Source organism: Arthrobacter sp. Y3221160 (assembly GCF_059092585.1).
Map to the genome: position 1 here is coordinate 2,403,757 of NZ_JBNHHU010000001.1, position 20,280 is coordinate 2,424,036.

Below are 20,280 nucleotides of genomic sequence, written 5' to 3' on the forward strand. Positions count from 1 at the left end.
CGGATGACTTTCGGGCGCGAACGGCCGGGCATTGCGTGATTTGTGGGTGGCGAGGGCGGCCCTAATGGCCGTCGACGCCGAGGCTTTCGAGCAGCGAGCGGCGCATTCGGGCCAACTCGACCGAACCGCGATCCCGCGGGCGGCTGCCGGGAACGTCGACGGTGCGCACGATCGTGGCGCCGTCGTCCTCGCGGCCCTCTTCCGTGCCGAGCACGATGATCCTGTCCGCCAGTTGCAGGGCCTCGTCCACGTCGTGGGTCACCAGCAACACGGTGGTGGGTTCCGCAGCGTGGATATCGAGCAGCAGGTCCTGCATCTTGATCCGGGTCAGGGCGTCCAGCGCGCCGAACGGTTCGTCCAGCAACAGCACGCCCGGGTTGCGGGCCAGGGCCCGGGCCAGGGATGCCCGCTGGGCCATGCCGCCGGAGACCTCGCGCGGCCGGTGCTTGGCGAAGGCGGCCAGGCCGACCAGGTCCAGCAGCCGGGCGACCTTGGACTTGCCCTGCTTGGCGCTGGAGCTCTTGGGCAGGCCGATGGCCACGTTGGCCTGCAGGGTGTGCCACGGCAGCAGCCGGGGTTCCTGGAACGCGACGGCGCAGCGGGAGTCGATGCCCTGGACCGGAGTGCCGTCGATTTCCACCGCGCCGGCGCTGGGCGCGTCGAGGCCTGCGGTGGCGCGGAGCAAGGTGGACTTGCCGCAGCCTGACGGGCCCAGGATGGCCAGCACCTCGCCGGGACGGACCTCGAAGTTCACGTCGCGCAGCACGGTGTGGGCCTGTGCTCCCGTGCCGAACGTGCGGTTCAGGGCGCGAAAGGAAACGGCCAGCGCGGAGTCGGAACGGGCCGCGGGTGCAGCGGCAACGGGAGCCGCGTGGCGGGACGACGACAGTACTGCAGTCATGGGATCACTCCATCGATCCTGGCAGTAGCACCCTACGGAGCAAGCCGTGCGGCCCGGCAATCGCCGGCCGTACCCGTGGCTTGTCACCTCGTTATCACCGGCAGCCTGGGTGGGCTTCCGGTGACCAGGGTTGCTGCGGCGTCGTCGATCCAGGTCTCTCGGCCGCTCGGGATGGTCACCACCAACTAAACGGCACGGGCGGGGCTCCCGGCAAACTGCCCGTAATAATGACCCGTAACAAAGGCGGAATGACAATCTGCCGTAACAAAGGCGCGAACCACTCGTGGGGGAACCCGCCGGGGAAACAGGCGCATCCCCGCTAACCATGGACGCAACTTCGGCTCGGTGGCAGGATGACCGCATGAAAATCAGCAGACAGATCATCGTGTTCGACGCCGCCGACCTCGCGGCGGAGAGTTCGTTCTGGGCCGGCCTCTTGGACGGGACGGTCGAGGCCGAAGACGACTGGCACACGGTCATGGTGGACGGCGATTCGCGGCTGGGATTCCAGCTTGCGCCCAACCACATTCCGCCCGACTGGCCGGACGGGACGCCGCAGCAGATCCACCTGGACCTCTACATAGACGATCTCGCGGCCGCCCATGAACAGGCGACGTCCCTGGGTGCCAAGCTGCTGAAGCCGGCCGATGACCCGGCGTCCGCCTCGGGGTTCCAGGTGTACGCCGACCCCGCCGGACACCCCTTCTGCCTCTGCTGGGACGCGTAACGCCGGCCCGCCCTCTCGGGGTCATCACGACGGCGATGCCCCCGTTCGCTAGGGTGTCGCCGCCGTCTCCTCCCGCCCATGTGCCGCCGATGTGGACGTTGCTCCCGGTGCGGGCCCGGCGGGGCGGTCAGTCAGGCGGGCGGATCCGCCGGGATGAGGACCGTGGAGAACAAACGGCGGTGCCGCCCCTCCTCAGGGCCGTTGGCCGCCACCTTCTCTGCGGCAGCCCTGATGGCGGAGGTGAAATCCTCGAACTCTTCGTCCGTCATCCAGAGGGCGGTCTGCCGGTAACCGGCCCCGTCGCGCACGAAGTCCGGATTCCCCCCGGAGATGTATTGGTCGAAGGCACCCAGCAGCCCGGCCGCAAAGGCCATGAAGCCGCGCCGGTGGTCATCGGCCGTCATGGACGCCAGATCGTCCTCGGCCACTGAACTCCTGGCTACGTCCAGTCGAAAGGTACGTTCGGTGGTGCCGCGAACCGGTCTCTCCTGGGCCACCGCCAGCACGCCGGCCTTGGAGAGCGTGCTTATGTGCCGGTAAAGCGTCGCGGTGGGAATGTCGGGGAGTTCGGCGGAGATCTCCGCCGTGGTCAGCGCACGGTTGCCCAGCAGCGTCTGGACGATCCGCAGGCGTACGGGGTGCAGGATCAGGTCGGCGCTCTGTGAGGAGGACATGGCTCAACGTTCTCATAGTTGACATTGTTCCTACAACTGATAATAATCGTACTGTCCGGTAACCAAGTGGGCGACCAAACGACCAAGACACGAGCAATAAACGACCCGAAGGGAGGCGCGGTGGCGGCGATAGTGGTGGAGAACAAGGAGGTTCTGCTGGAGCTGGATCGATTCGAGAAAGTTGCGGGGCTGCTCGGCGACCAGCGATTCCCGCTGTCCGCGGTGACCTCCGTCCGGGTGCTCGCGGATGCGTTCGACGGCGTCCACGGCCTGCGGGCTCCCGGGCTTGCGATCCCGGGACGGACTCGGGTGGGAACGTGGCGCGGCCGCGGCAAGACCCTCGCCGTCGCCCGCCGCGGCACCCCGGCAGTTCAGCTTGACCTGGACGGGCAAAAGTACGCCCGGGTGGTCGTGTCGCTTCCCGACGCCGAGGATGTTGCGGCCCGGATCCGGAAGGCCGCCGGCCTGCCCGCCGGTCAGGCGTTCACCGAAGAAGTGGTCAGCTTCCCGTCCGGGACCGTTCAGCTGACGGGGACCTGGGCTGAACCGGCCGGAACGGTCCGCGGCGCCGCGCTGATCCTGCCGGGCTCGGGACCGATCGACCGCAATGCCGACCACAAACGGATGCCGTTGGGCATCAGCCGTGACGTGGCGACGGCACTTGCCGGCCACGGAATCGCTTCGCTGCGCTACGACAAGCGCGGTACCGGCGACTCGGAAGGCACCTTCTGGGCGGCCGGCTTCCGTCAGAACACCGACGACGCCGCGGCCGCCCTCCGCTGGATGGCCGCCCAGAAGGCCGCGGGCCTCCCGGTGTTCCTGGTCGGCCACAGCGAAGGCAGCTACCACGCGGCTGCCGTGGCGGCATATTCCGGTACACGTGGGGATGGGGCTGTGCTGCTTTCAGCCTCGGCGCAGACAGGCTTTGAGACAGGCAGGTGGCAGACGGCCCAGATCAGCGACTCGCTGCCCGCCTTCCCGCGCTTGCTGCTGAAGCTTTTCCGCCAGGACCTGGTCAAGGTGCAGGCGAAGTCGGTGGAAAAACTTGGGGCCACCACCGAGGACGTGGTGCGCATGCAGGGCCGTAAGATCAATGCGCTCTGGCATCGGGAGTTCCTCGACTTCGACCCCGTTCCGAACTTGGAGCGCCTGCACATGCCGGTGCTGGCCATCACGGGCGCCAAGGACGTGCAGGTGGACCCGGCCGACCTGGACATCATCGCGGCCACCGTCCCCGGTCCGGTGACCACGAGGAAGGTCGAGGACCTCTCGCACCTGCTGCGCCGCGACCCGAAGGTTCCGACCCTCTCCGACTACAAGCGCCAGATCCGCGAGCCCGTGGACGCTGAAGTGCTGGAGCTGGTGGGGAACTGGGTGGCGGAGCACGCCGACGCAGCGGCGGCCCGGTTGGCCGGCTAGCCCGAACCATCGACTGTTCAGCTGGCGCCCTTAAACCGACGGTTTGAGGGCGCCTGCCGACTCCTCGATGAGGGCGGCTGAGGGGGAGAGGGCCGGCAGCGGTTCCGGTGCCGAAGAGTCGCGGGTAGGGTCGAGCCATGGCACACCAGAATGACCCTGAAGTCGTCCGGCGGCTGCTGGAAACCCCCGGCCGCTGGGCCGTCGTCGGCCTGTCCACGAACCCGCACCGGGTGGCCATGCGCATCTCCCGGTACCTGATGGACCAACTGGACATGGAAGTCGTCCCCGTCAACCTGCAGGGCGACGACGTCCTCGGCCTGACCGGTTACCAAAAGCTCGGGGACATTCCCGGCGAGATCGACGTGGTGGACTGCTTCGTGAACTCGCAGAAGGTCGGCCCGGTGGTGGACCAGGCCATCGAAGTCGGTGCCAAGGCGGTGTGGCTCCAGCTGGGCGTGATCGACGAAGCCGCCGCGGAACGGGCCAAGGCGGCCGGACTGGACGTCGTCATGGATACCTGCCCGGCCATCGAGGCTCCGCGCTTCGGGCTGTAACAGCCGCTCATGGGCTGCGGTCAGCCCTGCCCCGCCTTCGGACGGCCGCCTCGAGTCCGCGCATCACTCGTACATGGCGATGAAGCGGCCGACGACACCTCCCGCGCGAAGCTTGTCGATTGCGCCGGGAATGTCGGCATGCTTGATGTGGTTCATGGGTGGCTTGAGCTGACCGGTCTTCATCAGCTCGTAGATGCCGGCAAGATCCTCCTTGGTACCGGACTTTGAGCCCCTGATGGAGAGCTGGTTGATGATGATCGGGTAGGTATTGATGGTCGATTCCAACCGGCCCATGCCCACCTGAACCAGGGTGCCGAACTCCGCGAGTGTTTCGATGGCGGCCGAGGTCGTGGTGCCGAAGCCGGCGTAGTCCACGATCAGCTCCAGGTTCTTGTCCTTGAACTCTTCGATCGAGGCGCCGACGCCAGCCAATCCGATCTCGTCGGCCAGTTTCTGGGTTTCCGGATTGACCTCGGCGCCGTACACCTCGGCGCCGACCAACGCGGCACAGCGTGCACCGATGTAGCCCAGTCCGCCCAGGCCGATGACACCGACCTTCATGCCGTTCTTCGCCCCGCCGACCGCCATCATGGCATGGTAGGCGGTCAAGCCGGCGTCGGTCGCCATCGCGCCGAGGTCGAACGGCACTTCGTCGGGCAGGGCGACGAGATTGTCGTCGGTCGCGCGAAGCTTGGCGGCGAAGCCTCCATCCCACTTCCCGTAACCCAATGCGTCCCCGTCGGACATCACCGGAGAGAGGCCTACGCGGTCGCCAATCTTCCAATGGTCCATGCCCTCGCCGACCTCGCTGATAACGCCGGCGGATTCATGGCCCATGGTGCGGGGCAGGCCGTGCTGGAACAGCGCCATCCATCCCGGATCATCGAGCGTCGAGACGTCCGAGTGACAGACCCCCGACGCCTTGACGTCGACGACCACTTCACCGGGGCCAGCGTGGGGTTCCTGAACCTCATTAAGCTCCAGCGGCTTCTTCGTGCCGACAAATTGCCATGCCTTCATGATGAACCTCCCGTACGACGGCCAGCGGACGGTGCCCGTCCCGGCCCGGCCATATTGGCAGTGCACCTCCACGGTAGTCCCCTCGTAACCAGGCCAGTAGGGGACAGCCGCGCAGAGGAATGCGCACGGCTCAATGCGCCGGGCGGAAGCCTGCAGCCCCAGCCCGTGGAGCCGGGCGGAGCCTGCCGGCCCCAGCCCCCGGAGCCGGCTGGGGCGACGGGCCGTCGTCGTCATCAGAAGCGGTTTCCGTAACAAACGGCAGCAGAATGTCATGGCCTGTCATGTGCTTCCCTGCGCCGGCTCGGCCCCGGCATACTCGACTCCGAGATCAAGAGTCCCAACGACAAGCTCTGGCTGGTTGGGCGGCAACCCTCTCCCGTAGCGGGGTGCCCCAGATGAGGATCCGGCCGCGCACAACACCGTGCCCGGCAAGTACGGCCCCCTCCGGGCTGCGCCCCAACCGTGACGGGTTGCTGCGCCGCGGGTCCGGATGGGAGCCCCGCCGTGAGGAGCCAACATGACCGCCGTCGTGACCGCCAACAACCCGCAAACCCGCCGAGCCCCGTGGGCCGGACAGGCTACCGCCGAGGAACTGGCCCGATGGCAGCAAGTAGCCGAAGGCGTTGCCGCCGCGCTGGCCCCGGACGTGCTGGAGCGCGACCGACGCAACGCCGACCCGCACGCCGAGGTGGAGCTGCTGCGCAACTCGGGCCTGCTCAACCTGATTATCCCGGCCGAATGGGGCGGCGAGGGCGGGCACTGGGAGAGCGCGCTGCACGCCGTGCGCATCCTGGCCCGCACGGACGCGTCGATCGCGCAAATACTCGGTTACCACTACGCCAACCTGGGCGCCGTCGTGTTCTACGGTGATGCGCAGGTCCAGGAACGACTGCTCCGCCGCTCCGCGCGGGGCCGCTGGTCCTGGGGCGACTCCGTGAACCCGGTGGACCCGAATCTGGAACTTGTTCCCGACGGCGACCGCTTCCGGCTGAACGGCACCAAGCACTTCTCCACCGGCGCTTCCGTCGGCGACGCCATCCTGGTCAATGCCGTGATCGCGGCCGGACCTGAGCGGGGCAAGTTCCTGGCCCTCGCGCTGGAGCATGACCGAACGGGCATCGGATACCTCGGGGACTGGGATGCGCTCGGACAGCGGCTCTCGGCCAGTGGCTCGGTGAAGTACGACGGCGTGCAGGTCACCGAAGCGGACATCATCGGCGAGGTAGGGGAGGAGCCTTTCTCCACGCTGGTTACCCCGTACATCCAGCTGGCCTTCGGCAACCTCTACCTGGGCATCGCGCAGGGGGCGCTGGACCGCGGACGCCGGATCACGCTGGCGCGCCGGAACTCCTGGTTCCTCAGCACGCAGGAGACCTATGCCCAGGACCCGCTGACCCAGCGGGTCTACGGCGAGCTGGTGTCGCGGGTCGCCGCGGTGGAGGCCCTGGCCGACCGGACGAACGCCAGGTTCGACGCTGTTATTGCCGCCGGCGCGCAGCTGAGCGCCGAAGCCCGGGCGGACCTCGCGCTCGAAATTGCGAGGCTCAAGGTCGTGTCGACCGAGGTGGGGGTGGACGTGGCGAACCGCATCTTCGAGACCACCGGCTCGTCCTCCGCGAAAACCGAGGTCGGGCTGGACATTTTCTGGCGCAACATCCGCACGCACACCCTGCACGACACGGTCGACTACAAGAAGGTCGAGGTCGGCGCCAACTACCTGCTCGGCGACGTCCAGCCGATTTCGCTCTACACCTGAGCGGAGCAGGACGCCGCCCACCCTGCCCGCAGCCCGCGGGTCGCCTCATGACTGCCCGCCATCCGCGGGCCCATCACCGATGGCCCCAACCCGCGGGCCCCATCACCGCTGCCCCCAACCCGGGCGCCCCATCTGACGCCCCCCGGCCGGACCTCCAGGAGAACCACCATGACTGAAACACTCGACAACCTCGCCACGGCCTTCGACGCCGCGGCCGCCAAATACCGTCCGATCTTCGCGCGCATCGCCGCCGGGGCGTTAAGCCGCGAGCTCACCCGCGAGCTGCCGTTTGAACAGATCGGCTGGCTGAAGGACGCCGGCTTCGGCGCCGCCCGGATTCCGGCCGAGTTCGGCGGCGACGGGCTGGACTGGGAAGAGTTCACCCGGCTCCTGATCGAGCTCGCCGCCGCGGACAGCAACATTCCGCAGGCGCTGCGCTCGCACATCGCCTTGGTGGAGGAGAACCTGTACCACAACGGCCGCACCTCGGACCGCGGCGCCTGGCTGCGGCGCTTCGCATCCGGCGAGCTGGCCGGCAACGCCTGGACCGAACCTGGCGCCGGGGGAACCGCCACCGTGCTGTCCGAGACCGGCGGCAAACTGCTGCTGAACGGCCGCAAGTTCTACACCACCGGCACCATCTTCGCGGACTGGATCGACGTCACCGCCAAGCGCCCGGACGGCTCCGATGTCTCGGTGATCATCTCCACCAAGACGCCGGGCGTGGAAACCTTCGACGACTGGGACGGTTTCGGCCAGCGGCTCACCGGCAGCGGCACCACCGTGTTTACCGACGCGGTGGTGGACCCGGCCAACGTGTCCGCCTTCGCCGACCGCTTCCCGTACCAGACGGCGCTCTACCAGCACATCCTGCTGGTGACCCTGGCCGGCATCGCCCAGGCCGTCACCAGCGAAGCCGCAGAGAACGTACGGGACCGCAAGCGGGTGTTCGGCCACGGAAACGCCCCGCTGGTCCGGCACGACGCGCAGGTCCTCCAAGTGGTCGGCGAAATCAGCGCCAAGGCCTACGCCGCGAAGGCAACCACCCTCGGCGTTGCCCGCAGCCTGGACCGCGTCTTCGCCTCGCGGCAGTCAGACGCCGACGCCGAGAAGGCGGCCAACATCGCCGTCGAACTGGACTCGGGCCGGGCGCAGATTGTGCTCAGCGCCTTGGTCCCGGACGCCGCAGGCGCCCTCTTCAACGCGCTCGGCGCCTCCTCCACCAGCACCGGCAAGGCACTGGACCGGCACTGGCGCAACGCCCGCACCGTGGCCACCCACAACCCGTTCATCTACAAGGCCCGGATCGTCGGCGACTGGGAAGTCAACGGCGCCGAGCCCCCGCTCGTCTGGACGATTGGCGAGGCCAATGCCGACGCCGCCAGTCAGTCACACACCGACGCCGCGCGTCAGCCACAGAGCGACGGCGCCCGTCCAAACAGCCAAGCCACCCGCTCCGCGGCCCTCTAGAAAGAAGCCAAACCATGTCTGTATCCGTCAATAACCCAACCCTCGCCGCACCCGAGGCCGCCGCCGCCAATGCCCGTGCTCCGCGGCTCTCCGGCCGGCTGGGCGTCGCCAGCATCGTGCTCATCGTGCTGGCCGCCGCGTCGCCACTGGGCGTCATCGGCGGAACCGTCCCGCTGGCCATCGTCAGCGGCAACGGCGCTGGCCTTCCCTTCATCTACCTGCTGGCCATGGCCATCCTGCTGTTGTTTGCCGTCGGCTTCACCACCATGACACCGCACGTGCCAACGGCCGGCGCGTTCTTCAGCTACGTCGACAAAGGCCTCGGCCGCAGGGCGGGCCTGGGGGCGGCCTTCGTGGCCCTGCTCTCGTACCTCGCGCTGGAAGCCGGCGTCTACGGCCTACTGGCGCCGGCCGTCGACGAAGTGGTGCGCGCCTACGGCGGGCCGGCACTGCCATGGTGGGCATGGGCCGCTGCCGCCCTGGCCGCCGTCGCTTGGCTGGGCCACCGCAACATCGAGCTCTCCGGCAAGGTGCTGGGGGTACTGCTGGTCGCCGAGGTGCTGATCGTGCTGGTTTTGGACGCTGCCGTAATTTTTGGCGGCGGCGGTCGCGAGGGCCTGTCCACCGGGTTCGTCACTCCGTCGACCGTGCTGTCCGGGGCGCCCGGCATCGCGCTGTTGTTCGCCATCCTGAGTTTCATTGGCTTCGAGGCCACCGCCGTGTTTCGCGACGAGGCACGGGACCCGGACAAGACGATCCCGCGCGCCACCTATGTAGCCCTCATCGTGGTGGGCGGCTTCTACGCGCTCTCCAGCTGGCTGCTGATCAGCGTGTGGGGCGACGAGGGCATCGTCCAAAAGGCCACGGACGCGCCCGGCACCTTGCTCTCGGAGACTACCGCGCTCTACCTCGGAACCGCGGGCAGCCACGTCATCCAGGTACTGCTGGCCAGCAGCCTGTTCGCCTGCATCCTGTCCCTGCACAACATCAGCTCACGCTATTTCTTCCAGATCGCCGGACAGGGCATTTTCCCCGCCAAGCTGGCCGGCACGCACACCCGGCACCACTCGCCACATCTGGCCTCGGCCGCTTCGACCGGAGTGGTGGCCCTGTTCCTGCTGGCAGCCGTCGTGGCCGGCTGGGACCCGATCGTGCAGTTCTACACCTGGTTTGCCGGTTTCGCCTCCCTGGGCGTGGTGGTGCTGATGACGGTCACCAGCATCGCGGTGCTGGTCTTCTTCCGCCGGCAGGGCGCCCCGGCCCGCGACTGGAAGCGCTCCGTCGCCCCGGCTCTCGGACTCCTCGGGCTGCTGGCCATTCTGGGCCTGATCCTGCAGAACCTGCCCACCCTGGTCGGCAACAGTGTGCCGCTGGCGATCGCCGTCGTCGTCCTGATTCTTGTCTGCCTGGGGGCCGGAGCGGTGGCGGGATGGAAGCGGCCGCAGACCAAAGCCGGCTCCGCACCGGCGTCGTAATTCTTACCCCGCGTGAGGGAGGGCGCCCCGGCGTCGTAATTCTTACCTCGCGTGACGCGGGACATTTCCCTCCTGGCGCTCCCGGGTGTCCAATGGAGGGGTACCCATCCAGAGCGGCCGAGAGACCTGGCTTGTTGACGCCGCAGCAACCCCCTCCCTGAGGAAGGTGCTACCGCCAGGACCGATGGAGAAGCTCGATCTCTCGTTGGTCTTCCGTTGGCAGCCGCATGCCCGACGGAGGGCCGGCGCGGGCTCTTCTCATCAGAAAAGGAGCCTGACATGACCGTAAACAACCCGCAGCCCAACCCCCGGCGCCAGATTCGTTTCAACGCCTTCGACATGAACTGCGTGGGCCACCAGTCGCCCGGACTGTGGCGCCACCCGCAGGACAAGTCCGCCACCTACAACACCATCGGCTACTGGACCCACCTGGCCAAGGTGCTGGAAAAGGGCCTGTTCGACGGCCTGTTCATCGCCGACGTGCTCGGCACCTACGACGTCTTCGGATCCTCCAACGAGACCACGCTGCGCGCCGGCACGCAGGTCCCCGTGAACGATCCGTTCATGCTGGTCTCGGCGATGGCCGCGGTGACCGAGAACCTCGGCTTCGGCGTCACAGCCGGCACCGCCTACGAGCACCCGTACCCGTTCGCCCGCCGCCTGGCCACGCTGGACCACCTGACCAACGGGCGGGTCGGTTGGAACGTGGTCACCGGTTACCTGCCCTCGGCGGCACGCAACATGGGGCAGGAAGACCAATTGGAGCACGACGAGCGCTACAACCACGCGGACGAATACCTCGAGGTCATCTACAAGCTGCTCGAGGGCTCGTGGGAGGACGACGCCGTGGTCAAGGACGTGGAGACCGGCGTCTTCACCGACCCGGCCAAGGTCCACGAAATCCGGCACGAGGGCAAGTACTTCAAGGTTCCCGGCATCGCCATCACCGAGCCGAGCCCGCAGCGCACCCCGGTCATCTTCCAGGCCGGGGCCTCCAAGCGCGGCACCGAGTTCGCCGCCGAAAACGCCGAGGCGGTGTTCGTGACCTGCCCGACCAAGGAAATGCTGGCCGCATCCGTGAAGAAGATCCGCGACGCCGTGGAAGCGGCCGGGCGCGACCGCTACGACGTCCGCATCTACGCGATGCAGACCGTGGTGACCGGGCCCGACACCGCCGCCGCGCAGGCCAAATTCGAGGACTACAAGTCCTACGCGGACATCAACGGGGCGCTGGCGCTGATCTCCGGCTGGATGGGCGTGGACCTCTCCACCTACGGCCCGGACGACGTGATCGGCGGGAACGTGAAGTCCAATGCCATCCAGTCCTCGGTGGAGACCTTCCAGAAGGCATCCGGCGACAGCGGCAAGCCGTGGACCATCCGCCAGCTGGCCGAATGGGTCGGCGTCGGTGGTTTCGGCCCGATCACCGTCGGCTCCGGCGAAGAGGTAGCCGCCAAGCTCGTGGAGTGGGTCGACGAGACCGACGTGGACGGGTTCAACCTGGCCTACGCGATCACCCCGGGCACCTTCGAGGACATCGTGGAATTCGCCGTGCCGGAACTGCAGAAGCTGGGCGCATACCCCACGGAGTACGCGCCGGGGACCCTGCGCAACAAGCTCTTCGGCCGCGGCGACAAGCTGCCGGAGAGCCACCGGGCCGCCGGCTTCCGCCTGCAGAACGCGCTGGCCCACCGGGCGTAGGCCACGGCAGAACCATCTAAACAACGACGGCGGTGCGCCTGGCCCCACGGGGAGGCGCACCGCCGTCGTTCTCCGGTGCCTACATCTTCGCGTAGCGCGCCCGGGCGCCCATGTAGAGGCCGTAACAGATCAGGCCAACGGCGACGACGGCGAGTGCGGCCGGGCCGAAGGCCTGGTCACGCAGCGCCTTGAGCGCCCCGTCCAACCCCTTGACCTCCTGCGGGTCGTGCTGCACCGCGGCCACCGCCAACAGCAGCCCCAGCACGAACAGTGCCAGCCCCTTGCCCGCATAACCCACGACGCCGGTCCACGTCACGGCGGTGCCGGTGCTGCCCCTGGGGTGCCGTTTGAGGTCGTCCAGGAACTTCTTCTTCAGGCCCTTGTACACGTAAAAGACGCCGGCGCCCATGATGACGGCGCCAATCAGGAACAGGACAACGGCACCGCCGGGCCACTGCATCAGCCTGGTGCTGGCGTCCTGGGAGCTCTGGCTGCTGTCGGCGCCGGAACCCAGCGCGAAGCTGCCGAACGATACCGCCACCACCGTGTACGCGATGGCCAGTCCCACGGACTTCGCCCGGTAGCCCCACCTCTTCTTTGCCTCCCGGCCGCGGCCGCCGAACACCGCCTCGCTGATCTGCCACAAGGCCAGGGCGGCGGCGGCAAGCATGCCCGCCCAGAGCAGGAACATCCCGCCCGGAGTCTTCGCCAGGCTTGAGGCGGCCCCGGTCTGGTCCGCCTCGCCGCCTCCGCCGAAGGCGAGCCGGAGCGCGATAGCGCCGATCAGCACGTGCAGCAGGCCGCTGGCCACGTAACCGAACCGCGCCACCCGCTCGAACGCCTTGGAATTGGCGGCGACCTCGGTCTTGTCCTTGGCCCTGCCGGCCGCCCGCTTCGCTTCCCTGCCGGTGTCTGACATGGGTCTCCTCTCCAGAGCCGTCGCCCGTTCCGAAACCCGCCGGCGGCACCGAAGCCCGCCGTCGTTCCCCGTGAAACAACTGTGAACCATCCTGCCACCGAAGTTGCCGCCGCGCACCGGGCGGAACTAGGGCGGGATGTGGTCCAGGGGGCGTCGGGCCAGGCTCGGGTGGGGCGGGGCACGGAGGCCGGGTGGGCACGTCGATCTCCGCAGAACCGTGAGCGGCGCGGGCGACGCTCGGGCGGGGCGAGGCACGGGCGGGGCGGGGCACGGGCGGGGCGGGGCACGGAGGCCGGGTGGTACGTCGATCTGCGCAGAACCGTGACCGGCGCGGGCCGGGAGCAGTAGGCTCGTGCCCATGGACGCAACCGCCCTGCGCGCATTCTGCCTGTCCCTGCCCGGGGCGTTCGAGGACTTCCCGTTTGGGCCCGAGTCGTCGGTGTTCAAGGTCCGGGCGGCAGGCCGAGCGGCGAAGATGTTCGCGCTCTCGGACCTGCAGGCGCCGCGGCTGAGCATCAGCCTCAAGTGCGAACCGGTGCTGGCGCAGCAGCTCCGCGCGGCGCATCCGGAGATCACGGGTGCCTATCACATGAACAAAACGCACTGGAACGGCGTGCGCTGCGACGGCGGGCTGCCCGACGACATGCTGCGGGACATGATCGAGGACTCCTACGACCTGGTGGTGGCGTCGCTGCCGCGCCGCGACCGCGAGATGCTGGGCTGGATGGGCCTGGCCAGGGGCGACGATGCGCGGCAGGGCTGAGCGGTGAGGGCCGAGGACCTGGGCGGGGTTCCGCTCACGTACGACGGCGTGGGGTTGAGCCGGGAGCGCACCTCGCCGCCGGGATACCGGGTCGTCGACGAGCGGGTCGGTGTCGGTGAGGGGGAAGACGCTTTTCACCGGCTGGCCGAGGGGCTGATGGGGTGGGAAGTGCATCGGCTAGCCGGGCTGCGGGTCGATGCCACGGGGCCGGTGGCCGCCGAAGGCGCGGAGGTGGTGTGCGGGTTCGGCGTCGGGCCGCTGCGGCTCGCCATCCCGTGCCGCGTGGTGTGGACGGAACGGACGCCGACCCGAACGGGCTTCGGCTACGGCACCCTGCCTGGACATCCGGAGTCGGGGGAGGAAGGCTTTGTGGCTGTGCTGGAGGGGAGCGGGCGGGTGGTCTTCGAGGTGTTCGCGTTCAGCCGGCATGCCAACTGGTTCTACCGGGCAGGAGCACCGGTGGCGGAGGCCGCACAGCGGCTGGTCACGCGGCGCTATATTGCCGCGGCCAAGGCGCTCGCCGGCGGGCAGGCCGGGCACCGCCGCTAACTGATTGGCCGCACCTGACCTGACGGACCGCGCGGTACATGACAGGATGAAAAGACACCCCCAACAGAAGAAAGGCTGATGCCGCGTGATTTTCATTGTGGTCAAGTTCAAGGTCAAGGACGAGTACGCCGATAACTTCCCCGAACTCGTCCGCGAATTCACCGAGGCGACGCGTGCCGAGCCGGGCAACCTGTGGTTCGACTGGTCGCGCAGCGTGGAGGACCCCAATGAGTACGTGCTGGTCGAGGCCTTCCGGGACGACGCGGCCGAAGCGCATGTGAAGAGCGACCACTTCAAGAAGGCCATGCAGGAGCAGCCGCAGTACCTGCAGGAAACGCCGCGGATCATCAGCCGCCAGGTCGAGGGCGACGACTGGGACCTGATGGGCGAAATGACCGTCGCGTAGCGGCCCGCGCGGCCGGTGGGGCTGGCAAGCGGCCGCTTCTTCGCCACAATAGGCCCATGGAAAATTTCACGCCGCACACCGCCATCGTCACCGGTTCCGACTCCGGCATCGGCCGGGCCACCGCCGTCGCGCTCGCCCGGGCAGGGCTGGACGTGGGGATCACCTGGCACTCGGACGAAAGCGGGGCTGAAGAGACCGCGCAGGAGGTGCGCGCGCTCGGCCGCAGCGCCGCCGTCGCCCAATTGGACACCACGGACCTGCCCGGCTGCGGCGACGTGGTCGATTCGCTCGCGGAGCAGCTCGGCGGACTGGACGTGTTCGTCAACAACTCCGGCACGGGCGCCTCGGAGCCGTTCCTGGAGCTGGACTACGAGACCTGGCGCCGGGTGGTCGCCACCGACCTGGACGGCGCGTTCGTGTGCATGCAGCGGGCAGCCCGGCGGATGGCGGATGCCGGCCGCGGCGGCCGGATCATCGCCGTGACCAGCGTGCACGAGCACCAGCCGATGATCGGGGCCGCCCCGTACGACGCCGCGAAGCACGGCCTCGGCGGCCTGGTGAAGAACATGGCGCTGGAGCTCGGCCGGCACGGCATCACGGTCAACTCCGTCGCGCCGGGAGAGATCGCCACCGCCATGACCGGCAACGAGGACGAAAACCCGCACCGCATCGACCGGCCGGGCATTCCGCTGGAAAGGCCCGGCGACGCCCGCGAGGTCGCAGCCGTGATCGCCTTCCTCGCGTCGGCCGAAGCCGGCTACGTCACCGGGGCGTCGTGGGTGGTGGACGGCGGCATGCTGCAGATGGGGCCGCAGGCCGGGGCGGCCGTGACCGGGCACGACTGGCGCAAGGTGTAGCCGCGACGGCCCGGACCGCGCCGTCGTTGTTAGTTGGCGGCGATCCGATCCGTGGAGCCGCGCACAATCAGCGAGGCCTCCAAGGTGAGCTGGGGTTGCTCGAGGTCGCGGCCTTCGATCAGGCCGCGCAGCTGTTCGCCGGCCTTGAGGCCCAGGCGGGCGGCGGGAAGGTGGACGGTGGTGAGGCCGGGGTTGCTGGTGGCGGAGTAGGGCAGGTCGTCGAAGCCGGCGACGGCGAGTTCGTCCGGGATCCGCACGCCGGCAACGCGCGCTTGCTGCAGCACGCCGTACGCGTGGGTATCGGTGGCGCAGACGACGGCGGTGACACCCGCTTGCTGCCACTGGGGCCAGGCGGCGGCAAACGCGTCGGCCGACGCGCCGACGTCGATCGTGGTGCTGATCAGGTGGGCCGGGTCCGCGGTCATCCCGCGAGTGGCCGCTTCCTCCAAGAAGGCCGTCCGGCGAATGGTGAAGGTGGCTGTGCCGGTCACGCTGTCCAGGTACGCCACCCGCTGGTGGCCGGAGGCGGACAGGTGTGCCGCGAGTTCGCGGGCGCCGTGGGCCACGTCGAGGTTGACGGACGGCGCATAAGCCTCCAGCCCGGGCGCGTCGAGCAGCACCAAGGGGCCCGTGGGGGAGAGGTCCTCGAGGAACGCGGCATCGGGGGCATCCACCAGCAGGCCCGCCGGGCGCAGGGCGAGGAGCCGGCGGATGTCATCCGCACGGGGGAATTCGCCGGCTTCGGTGACGGAGAGCAGCAGCTGGAAGTCCGCGCCGAGGGATTCGCGCACGCCGGCAACGACCTTGGCGAAGAACGGGTTGGAAATGTCCGGCGCCACCAGCACCACAATGGAGCTGACGCCCTTGGCCAGCGAACTGCCCACGCTGTCCACCACGTATCCGAGTTCGGCGATTGCCTGGCTGACCCGGGAGATGTTGTCGGCGGACACCCGCCCGCGCGTTTTGCCGTTCGCCACCAAAGAAACCGTCGCGGGGGAGACGCCGGCGCGTGCCGCCACCATCGCCGCGGTCACTCGCCGACCGACGCGCGGCGGGTGCTGGGGAGGGCGGGCGGAATCCATGAGCCCCATGATAAGCGCAATCAAGCGCAACAAGGCATCAAGCGCTTGACGCGTGCTACGTCAAGCGTTTGACGTGGACCGGAAGGGGATGTCAAACTCGCTGTGACAATTTCCCCGCTGCGGGGCCCCGATGACGTGGAGAGAAAACATGGACGCCACTTCCGCGACGCCCGGACCGAAGAAGATCATCCTGGACTGCGATCCGGGGCACGACGACGCCGTGGCGCTGCTCCTGGCCCACGGCAACCCGAACATCGAACTGCTCGCCGTGACCACCGTCGTCGGCAACCAGACGCTGGCAAAGGTCACGAAGAACGCCCTGGCCGTGGGGACGATCGCCGGCATCACCGGCGTCCCGTTCGCCGCCGGCTGCGACCGCCCGCTGGTGCGCACCATCGAAACCGCGCCGGACATCCACGGCGAGTCCGGCATGGACGGCCCCGCGCAGCCGGAGTCCACAATCGAACTGGACCCGCGGCACGCCGTTGATCTCATCATCGACACGATCATGGCGCACGAACCCGGCACCGTAACCCTGGTCCCGACCGGCGGCCTGACCAACATCGCGATGGCCGCCCGCAAGGAGCCGCGCATCGTCGAGCGGGTCAAGGAAGTCGTGCTGATGGGCGGCGGCTACCACGTGGGCAACTGGTCCGCCGTGGCGGAATTCAACATCATGATCGACCCCGAGGCCGCCCACATCGTCTTCAACGAGAAGTGGCCCCTGGTCATGGTGGGACTGGACCTCACGCACCAGGCACTGGCCACCCCCGACGTCGTCGAGCAAATCGAAGCCGTCGGCACCGGCCCGGCCCGCTTTGTCCGCGAACTGATGGACTTCTTCGCCCAGACGTACAAGGATGCACAGGGCTTCGACTACCCGCCGGTCCACGATCCGTGCGCAGTCGCCTACGTCATCGACCCCACGGTGATGACCACCCGCAAGGTCCCGGTCGACATCGAACTGCAGGGCAAGCTGACCCTCGGCATGACCGTCGCCGACTTCCGCGCCCCCGCGCCGGCCGACTGCCACACCTCCGTGGCCGTGGACCTGGACCGCACCAAGTTCTGGAACCTGGTGACCGATGCGCTGGTCAGCATCGGCGAGGTAGAAATGGGAACCGCCACCACAACGACGACGGCGACGCCCGCCTCCGCGGCGTCGGTCACCACCGGGGAGGCAGCGGAATGAGCGCAGTTCTCCACGACACCAAGGCCACCCGCGGCGGCACCACCGCCCTGATGGTCGCCCTGCTGACGGCCTGCGTGGCCTTCCAGCTCAATGCCTCCATGCTCAGTCCCGCCCTGGTCACCATGGGCGAGGAACTGCAGACGGACCAGGCCTCGATCGGCCTGTCCCAGACCTGGTTCTTCACCACCGCCGCGCTGTTCTCCCTGTTCCTGCCCCGCCTGAGCGATATTGTCGGCCGCAAGCGGATCCTCGTCGGCATGATGCTGCTGACGGCCGTCGGCTCCGTGATCGCGGCGCTGGCCCCGGACGTTACGTGGCTCTTCGTGGGCCGGATCATCCAGGGCGTTAGCGGCCCCACCGTGCCGCTGTGCCTCATCATGCTGCGCACCGCCGTGCCCAACCCGCGCACGTACGGCACGCTGATGGGCGTTATCCTCGCGGTCAACGGCGGCGTGGCCGGCGTCGATGCCTTCCTCGGCGGCTACATGGCCGAGCACTACGGCTTCCGCAGCATCTTCTGGTTCATGGTGGTGCTCGCCGTGCTCGCCGCGATCCTCGTCGCCGTCCTGACGCCCGAGAGCAAACCGCAGGCCGGGACGCGGATGGACTGGACCGGCGTCGTCTTTATTGTTGTCGCAGTCGGTGCCCTGCTCACCGCGCTGAACGAGGCCGCCAAGCTCGTCGGCGCGTTCTCCACGGGAACCCTGATCCTCTCGCTGGTGTTGATCGCCGTGGCCGCCGCCGCGTTCGCCGCCTTCTGGGTCACCGAAAAGCGTACGAAGGAGCCGATGGTCGAGATTGTCCATCTGCGCCAGCGCTCCACGTGGGCGCCGCTGCTGACCACAATCCTGACCATGACCGGCATCTTCGCCGTGATCAACGGGATTGTCCCCGCCTACGTACAGGCCGCCGCACCCGGCTTCGGCCTTGGCCCCACCGAAACGGCGCTGCTCATCCTGACCCCCTACGCGCTGCTGGGCTGGGTCTTCGGCCCGATCAGCGGGCGGCTCGCCCCGGTCCTGGGCTACACCAATGTGCTGCGCATCGGCATGATCGGCAGCATCGTCTCCCTGGTGATCATTGCGCTGTTCGGCCTGAACAGCCTGCCGGTGATGGTCGCCGCAACTGCGCTGCTCGGCATCATGTACGCCGGCACCGCGAACATCATGCTCAACGGGCTCGGCGTCGTGCTCTCGCCCCCGGGCAACCCCGGCTTCCTGCCGGGCATGAACGCCGGGGCCTTCAACCTCGGCGCCGGGCTGAGCTTCCTGGTGCTGCCGGCGGTGCTCGTGGGCACCTCCGCGCTGGGCGACCGCGGCTCTTACCTTACGGTGATTGTGGTCGGCCTGGTCATCACGGTCGCGGCCTTCGCCGCCTCGCTGCTGATCCCTAAGCCCGTTGAGGCCGAGGTGGAAAAGTGAGTCCGCAGGCCGGACGCATCGTCGTCGTTGGTTCACTGAATGCGGACCTGACCATCTACACCGAGCGGCTGCCCAACCCGGGCGAAACCCTCCGTGGCGAAGGCTTCACCGTGAACCCGGGCGGCAAGAGCGCCAACCAAGCGGTGGCCGCTGGTCGGCTCGGCGGCAACGTCGCCCTGATCGGCGCCGTGGGCGAGGACTCCAACGGAGACATGCTGCTGGCCTCCGTGGCAGGGGCCGGCGTGGACGTTTCCCGCGTGCGCCGCGCGGCCGGCGTCGAGACCGGCGTCGCGGTCATCACCGTTGACGCAGCGGGGGAGAACAGCATCGTCATTTCCCCCGGCGCCAACGGCACCGTAGTTCCGGATGATGTCGCCGCAGCCGGGGACGTTTTCGATGGCGCCGCCGTCGTTTGCCTCTGCCTTGAGGTCGGCCTGGACGTCGTGGAGGCGGCAGCAAGAGCAGGGCACGACGCCGGAGCATCAGTGCTGCTCAACCTCTCGCCTTATGCGCCCGTGCCCAGAAGCCTGGCCGAACTCACCGACGTCCTGCTGGTCAACGCGCACGAGGCTTCGCTGTTCCTCGGCGGCGGCGAAATGCCCTGCGCCGATGCCGCCGTTGCCGACTGGGAGCAGGTGCGCTTGCAGTTTGCGGCGGAGGGGCTGGACCGCGTCGTGGTCACCCTGGGCGCCGAAGGCTCCATCGTGCTGGATGGGCATGCCGAGGAGGGGCGCCGTTTCACCCGGATCGCCCCCACCAAGGTTGACGCCGTGGACACCACCGGCGCCGGCGACGCCTTCACCGGGTCCCTCGCGGCACGGCTAGCCGCAGGGGAGGACCTGGCCGAGGCGGCGGCGTTCGCTTCGGTCGCTGCTGCCCTGGCCGCCACCAAGAAGGGAACCCAGGCCGCATATCCGCGGCTGGCGGACGTGGAGCGTCTGCGGACCGGCGCCTGACGACAGTCACGGCGCCGGTTCGTAGCCGACGAGCCAGTGGAGTCCGTGACGATCGATCACCTGGCCATCGGAGGCGCCCCACGGCTTCGGGGCAAGGGGATCGACCACCCGGCCGCCAACGGCGAGTTTGTCGAACCACTCGTGCAGCACCTTGGGCTCGGCCGTCCCGAGCAAAGAGAGCATGACGCCCTCGAGCCGGACGGTCTTCTCGCCGGGTGCCGCATCCGATCCGGCCAGGGCGACCACGCCGTTCAGCATTCCGTGGGCTATCTGCCCCGGTGGTCCCGCACTGTTGCCGAAGTCCTCATTGGTGTGCAGGGAAAGCTCTCCGCCAAAGATCTCTGCGTAGAAGCCCAGTGCTTCGCGGGCAGTGCCGGGGAAGCTGATGTAGATCTGCGGTGCCGTCATGGGCACAGCCTACAGACACGGATTGCCGGA

The 20,280-nt window shown here is 68.5% G+C and carries 20 protein-coding genes and 2 riboswitches; of the genes, 14 read left to right on the forward strand and 6 right to left on the reverse strand.

Annotated features, from left to right (window positions below):
• Positions 1 to 61: 61 nt before the first annotated feature.
• Entirely contained in the window at positions 62 to 901 is an 840-nt protein-coding gene (locus AC5RWG_RS11245) for an ABC transporter ATP-binding protein (protein WP_494075888.1), read from the reverse strand.
• A 361-nt stretch (positions 902 to 1,262) separates the two neighbouring features.
• Between AC5RWG_RS11245 and AC5RWG_RS11250 the strand changes: the two genes are divergently transcribed.
• Positions 1,263 to 1,628, forward strand: coding sequence for a VOC family protein (locus AC5RWG_RS11250; protein WP_494102006.1), 366 nt, complete (start codon positions 1,263 to 1,265; stop codon positions 1,626 to 1,628).
• A gap of 131 nt (positions 1,629 to 1,759) precedes the next feature.
• On the opposite strand, the gene AC5RWG_RS11255 is transcribed toward AC5RWG_RS11250, so the two are convergent.
• Positions 1,760 to 2,302 (reverse strand): helix-turn-helix domain-containing protein, encoded by a 543-nt coding sequence (locus AC5RWG_RS11255; protein WP_494024831.1) that lies wholly within the window; start codon positions 2,300 to 2,302, stop codon positions 1,760 to 1,762.
• A 120-nt stretch (positions 2,303 to 2,422) separates the two neighbouring features.
• Here AC5RWG_RS11255 and AC5RWG_RS11260 point away from each other — a divergent pair, with 120 nt between their 5' ends.
• Together AC5RWG_RS11260 and AC5RWG_RS11265 are read left to right on the forward strand one after the other, a co-directional pair.
• Positions 2,423 to 3,721, forward strand: coding sequence for an alpha/beta hydrolase (locus AC5RWG_RS11260; RefSeq protein ID WP_494166927.1), 1,299 nt, complete (start codon positions 2,423 to 2,425; stop codon positions 3,719 to 3,721).
• Positions 3,722 to 3,858: 137 nt separating this feature from the next.
• A complete protein-coding gene (locus AC5RWG_RS11265; RefSeq protein WP_494075885.1) occupies positions 3,859 to 4,275 on the forward strand; it encodes a CoA-binding protein in 417 nt (138 codons plus the stop codon).
• Between the two features lie 63 nt (positions 4,276 to 4,338).
• Here the strand turns inward: AC5RWG_RS11265 and AC5RWG_RS11270 are convergent, their stop codons facing one another.
• Positions 4,339 to 5,295: a zinc-binding dehydrogenase gene (locus AC5RWG_RS11270; protein WP_494102008.1), complete on the reverse strand. Its 957-nt coding sequence runs from the start codon at positions 5,293 to 5,295 to the stop codon at positions 4,339 to 4,341.
• A 326-nt stretch (positions 5,296 to 5,621) separates the two neighbouring features.
• A riboswitch (SAM riboswitch) is annotated at positions 5,622 to 5,736 on the forward strand.
• A gap of 76 nt (positions 5,737 to 5,812) precedes the next feature.
• On the opposite strand from AC5RWG_RS11270, the gene AC5RWG_RS11275 reads away from it, so the two are divergent.
• The 4 genes from AC5RWG_RS11275 (at position 5,813) to AC5RWG_RS11290 (ending at position 11,697) form a co-directional block, all read left to right on the forward strand.
• Entirely contained in the window at positions 5,813 to 7,051 is a 1,239-nt protein-coding gene (locus tag AC5RWG_RS11275; RefSeq protein WP_494166928.1) for an acyl-CoA dehydrogenase family protein, read from the forward strand.
• 168 nt (positions 7,052 to 7,219) lie between these two features.
• Positions 7,220 to 8,521 carry an acyl-CoA dehydrogenase family protein gene (locus tag AC5RWG_RS11280; RefSeq protein WP_494166929.1) on the forward strand — a complete coding sequence of 434 codons (1,302 nt, stop codon included), beginning with the start codon at positions 7,220 to 7,222 and terminating at the stop codon, positions 8,519 to 8,521.
• A gap of 14 nt (positions 8,522 to 8,535) precedes the next feature.
• Positions 8,536 to 9,996 (forward strand): APC family permease, encoded by a 1,461-nt coding sequence (locus tag AC5RWG_RS11285; RefSeq protein ID WP_494166930.1) that lies wholly within the window; start codon positions 8,536 to 8,538, stop codon positions 9,994 to 9,996.
• 101 nt (positions 9,997 to 10,097) lie between these two features.
• A riboswitch (SAM riboswitch) is annotated at positions 10,098 to 10,187 on the forward strand.
• 88 nt (positions 10,188 to 10,275) lie between these two features.
• Positions 10,276 to 11,697 (forward strand): LLM class flavin-dependent oxidoreductase, encoded by a 1,422-nt coding sequence (locus tag AC5RWG_RS11290; protein WP_494166931.1) that lies wholly within the window; start codon positions 10,276 to 10,278, stop codon positions 11,695 to 11,697.
• 79 nt (positions 11,698 to 11,776) lie between these two features.
• On the opposite strand, the gene AC5RWG_RS11295 is transcribed toward AC5RWG_RS11290, so the two are convergent.
• Positions 11,777 to 12,616 (reverse strand): DUF1206 domain-containing protein, encoded by an 840-nt coding sequence (locus AC5RWG_RS11295; RefSeq protein ID WP_494166932.1) that lies wholly within the window; start codon positions 12,614 to 12,616, stop codon positions 11,777 to 11,779.
• Between the two features lie 358 nt (positions 12,617 to 12,974).
• On the opposite strand from AC5RWG_RS11295, the gene AC5RWG_RS11300 reads away from it, so the two are divergent.
• From AC5RWG_RS11300 to AC5RWG_RS11315, 4 genes are all read left to right on the forward strand, one after another.
• Positions 12,975 to 13,379 (forward strand): MmcQ/YjbR family DNA-binding protein, encoded by a 405-nt coding sequence (locus tag AC5RWG_RS11300; RefSeq protein ID WP_494013279.1) that lies wholly within the window; start codon positions 12,975 to 12,977, stop codon positions 13,377 to 13,379.
• 3 nt (positions 13,380 to 13,382) lie between these two features.
• A complete protein-coding gene (locus AC5RWG_RS11305) occupies positions 13,383 to 13,928 on the forward strand; it encodes a DUF1990 domain-containing protein (protein WP_494013278.1) in 546 nt (181 codons plus the stop codon).
• Between the two features lie 85 nt (positions 13,929 to 14,013).
• Positions 14,014 to 14,334 (forward strand): putative quinol monooxygenase, encoded by a 321-nt coding sequence (locus AC5RWG_RS11310; RefSeq protein ID WP_494002047.1) that lies wholly within the window; start codon positions 14,014 to 14,016, stop codon positions 14,332 to 14,334.
• Between the two features lie 56 nt (positions 14,335 to 14,390).
• Positions 14,391 to 15,191: an SDR family oxidoreductase gene (locus tag AC5RWG_RS11315; protein WP_494166933.1), complete on the forward strand. Its 801-nt coding sequence runs from the start codon at positions 14,391 to 14,393 to the stop codon at positions 15,189 to 15,191.
• Between the two features lie 29 nt (positions 15,192 to 15,220).
• On the opposite strand, the gene AC5RWG_RS11320 is transcribed toward AC5RWG_RS11315, so the two are convergent.
• Positions 15,221 to 16,213: a LacI family DNA-binding transcriptional regulator gene (locus AC5RWG_RS11320; protein ID WP_494074473.1), complete on the reverse strand. Its 993-nt coding sequence runs from the start codon at positions 16,211 to 16,213 to the stop codon at positions 15,221 to 15,223.
• Positions 16,214 to 16,421: 208 nt separating this feature from the next.
• Here AC5RWG_RS11320 and uriH point away from each other — a divergent pair, with 208 nt between their 5' ends.
• Genes uriH through AC5RWG_RS11335 form a run of 3 tightly spaced genes read left to right on the forward strand, consistent with a single transcriptional unit; the run spans position 16,422 to position 19,842 of the window.
• Positions 16,422 to 17,465 (forward strand): uridine-preferring nucleoside hydrolase UriH, encoded by a 1,044-nt coding sequence (gene uriH / locus AC5RWG_RS11325; protein ID WP_494166934.1) that lies wholly within the window; start codon positions 16,422 to 16,424, stop codon positions 17,463 to 17,465.
• Positions 17,462 to 18,886 (forward strand): uridine transporter UriT, encoded by a 1,425-nt coding sequence (uriT, locus tag AC5RWG_RS11330; protein ID WP_494024819.1) that lies wholly within the window; start codon positions 17,462 to 17,464, stop codon positions 18,884 to 18,886. The genes uriH and uriT overlap by 4 nt, the downstream gene beginning before the upstream one ends.
• Positions 18,883 to 19,842 carry a ribokinase gene (locus AC5RWG_RS11335; protein ID WP_494166935.1) on the forward strand — a complete coding sequence of 320 codons (960 nt, stop codon included), beginning with the start codon at positions 18,883 to 18,885 and terminating at the stop codon, positions 19,840 to 19,842. Before uriT ends, AC5RWG_RS11335 begins: the two co-directional genes overlap by 4 nt.
• A 6-nt stretch (positions 19,843 to 19,848) precedes the next feature.
• Here the strand turns inward: AC5RWG_RS11335 and AC5RWG_RS11340 are convergent, their stop codons facing one another.
• Positions 19,849 to 20,250: a VOC family protein gene (locus AC5RWG_RS11340; RefSeq protein WP_494166936.1), complete on the reverse strand. Its 402-nt coding sequence runs from the start codon at positions 20,248 to 20,250 to the stop codon at positions 19,849 to 19,851.
• Between the last annotated feature and the right edge of the window lie 30 nt (positions 20,251 to 20,280).

Coding starts and splice junctions, on each gene's coding strand:
- AC5RWG_RS11245 (WP_494075888.1), bottom strand. CDS start 901: ATGACTGCAGTACTGTCGTCGTCCCGCCACGCGGCTCCCGTTGCCGCT.
- AC5RWG_RS11250 (WP_494102006.1), top strand. CDS start 1,263: ATGAAAATCAGCAGACAGATCATCGTGTTCGACGCCGCCGACCTCGCG.
- AC5RWG_RS11255 (WP_494024831.1), bottom strand. CDS start 2,302: ATGTCCTCCTCACAGAGCGCCGACCTGATCCTGCACCCCGTACGCCTG.
- AC5RWG_RS11265 (WP_494075885.1), top strand. CDS start 3,859: ATGGCACACCAGAATGACCCTGAAGTCGTCCGGCGGCTGCTGGAAACC.
- AC5RWG_RS11270 (WP_494102008.1), bottom strand. CDS start 5,295: ATGAAGGCATGGCAATTTGTCGGCACGAAGAAGCCGCTGGAGCTTAAT.
- AC5RWG_RS11275 (WP_494166928.1), top strand. CDS start 5,813: ATGACCGCCGTCGTGACCGCCAACAACCCGCAAACCCGCCGAGCCCCG.
- AC5RWG_RS11280 (WP_494166929.1), top strand. CDS start 7,220: ATGACTGAAACACTCGACAACCTCGCCACGGCCTTCGACGCCGCGGCC.
- AC5RWG_RS11285 (WP_494166930.1), top strand. CDS start 8,536: ATGTCTGTATCCGTCAATAACCCAACCCTCGCCGCACCCGAGGCCGCC.
- AC5RWG_RS11290 (WP_494166931.1), top strand. CDS start 10,276: ATGACCGTAAACAACCCGCAGCCCAACCCCCGGCGCCAGATTCGTTTC.
- AC5RWG_RS11295 (WP_494166932.1), bottom strand. CDS start 12,616: ATGTCAGACACCGGCAGGGAAGCGAAGCGGGCGGCCGGCAGGGCCAAG.
- AC5RWG_RS11300 (WP_494013279.1), top strand. CDS start 12,975: ATGGACGCAACCGCCCTGCGCGCATTCTGCCTGTCCCTGCCCGGGGCG.
- AC5RWG_RS11315 (WP_494166933.1), top strand. CDS start 14,391: ATGGAAAATTTCACGCCGCACACCGCCATCGTCACCGGTTCCGACTCC.
- AC5RWG_RS11320 (WP_494074473.1), bottom strand. CDS start 16,213: ATGGTGGCGGCACGCGCCGGCGTCTCCCCCGCGACGGTTTCTTTGGTG.
- uriH (WP_494166934.1), top strand. CDS start 16,422: ATGGACGCCACTTCCGCGACGCCCGGACCGAAGAAGATCATCCTGGAC.
- uriT (WP_494024819.1), top strand. CDS start 17,462: ATGAGCGCAGTTCTCCACGACACCAAGGCCACCCGCGGCGGCACCACC.
- AC5RWG_RS11340 (WP_494166936.1), bottom strand. CDS start 20,250: ATGACGGCACCGCAGATCTACATCAGCTTCCCCGGCACTGCCCGCGAA.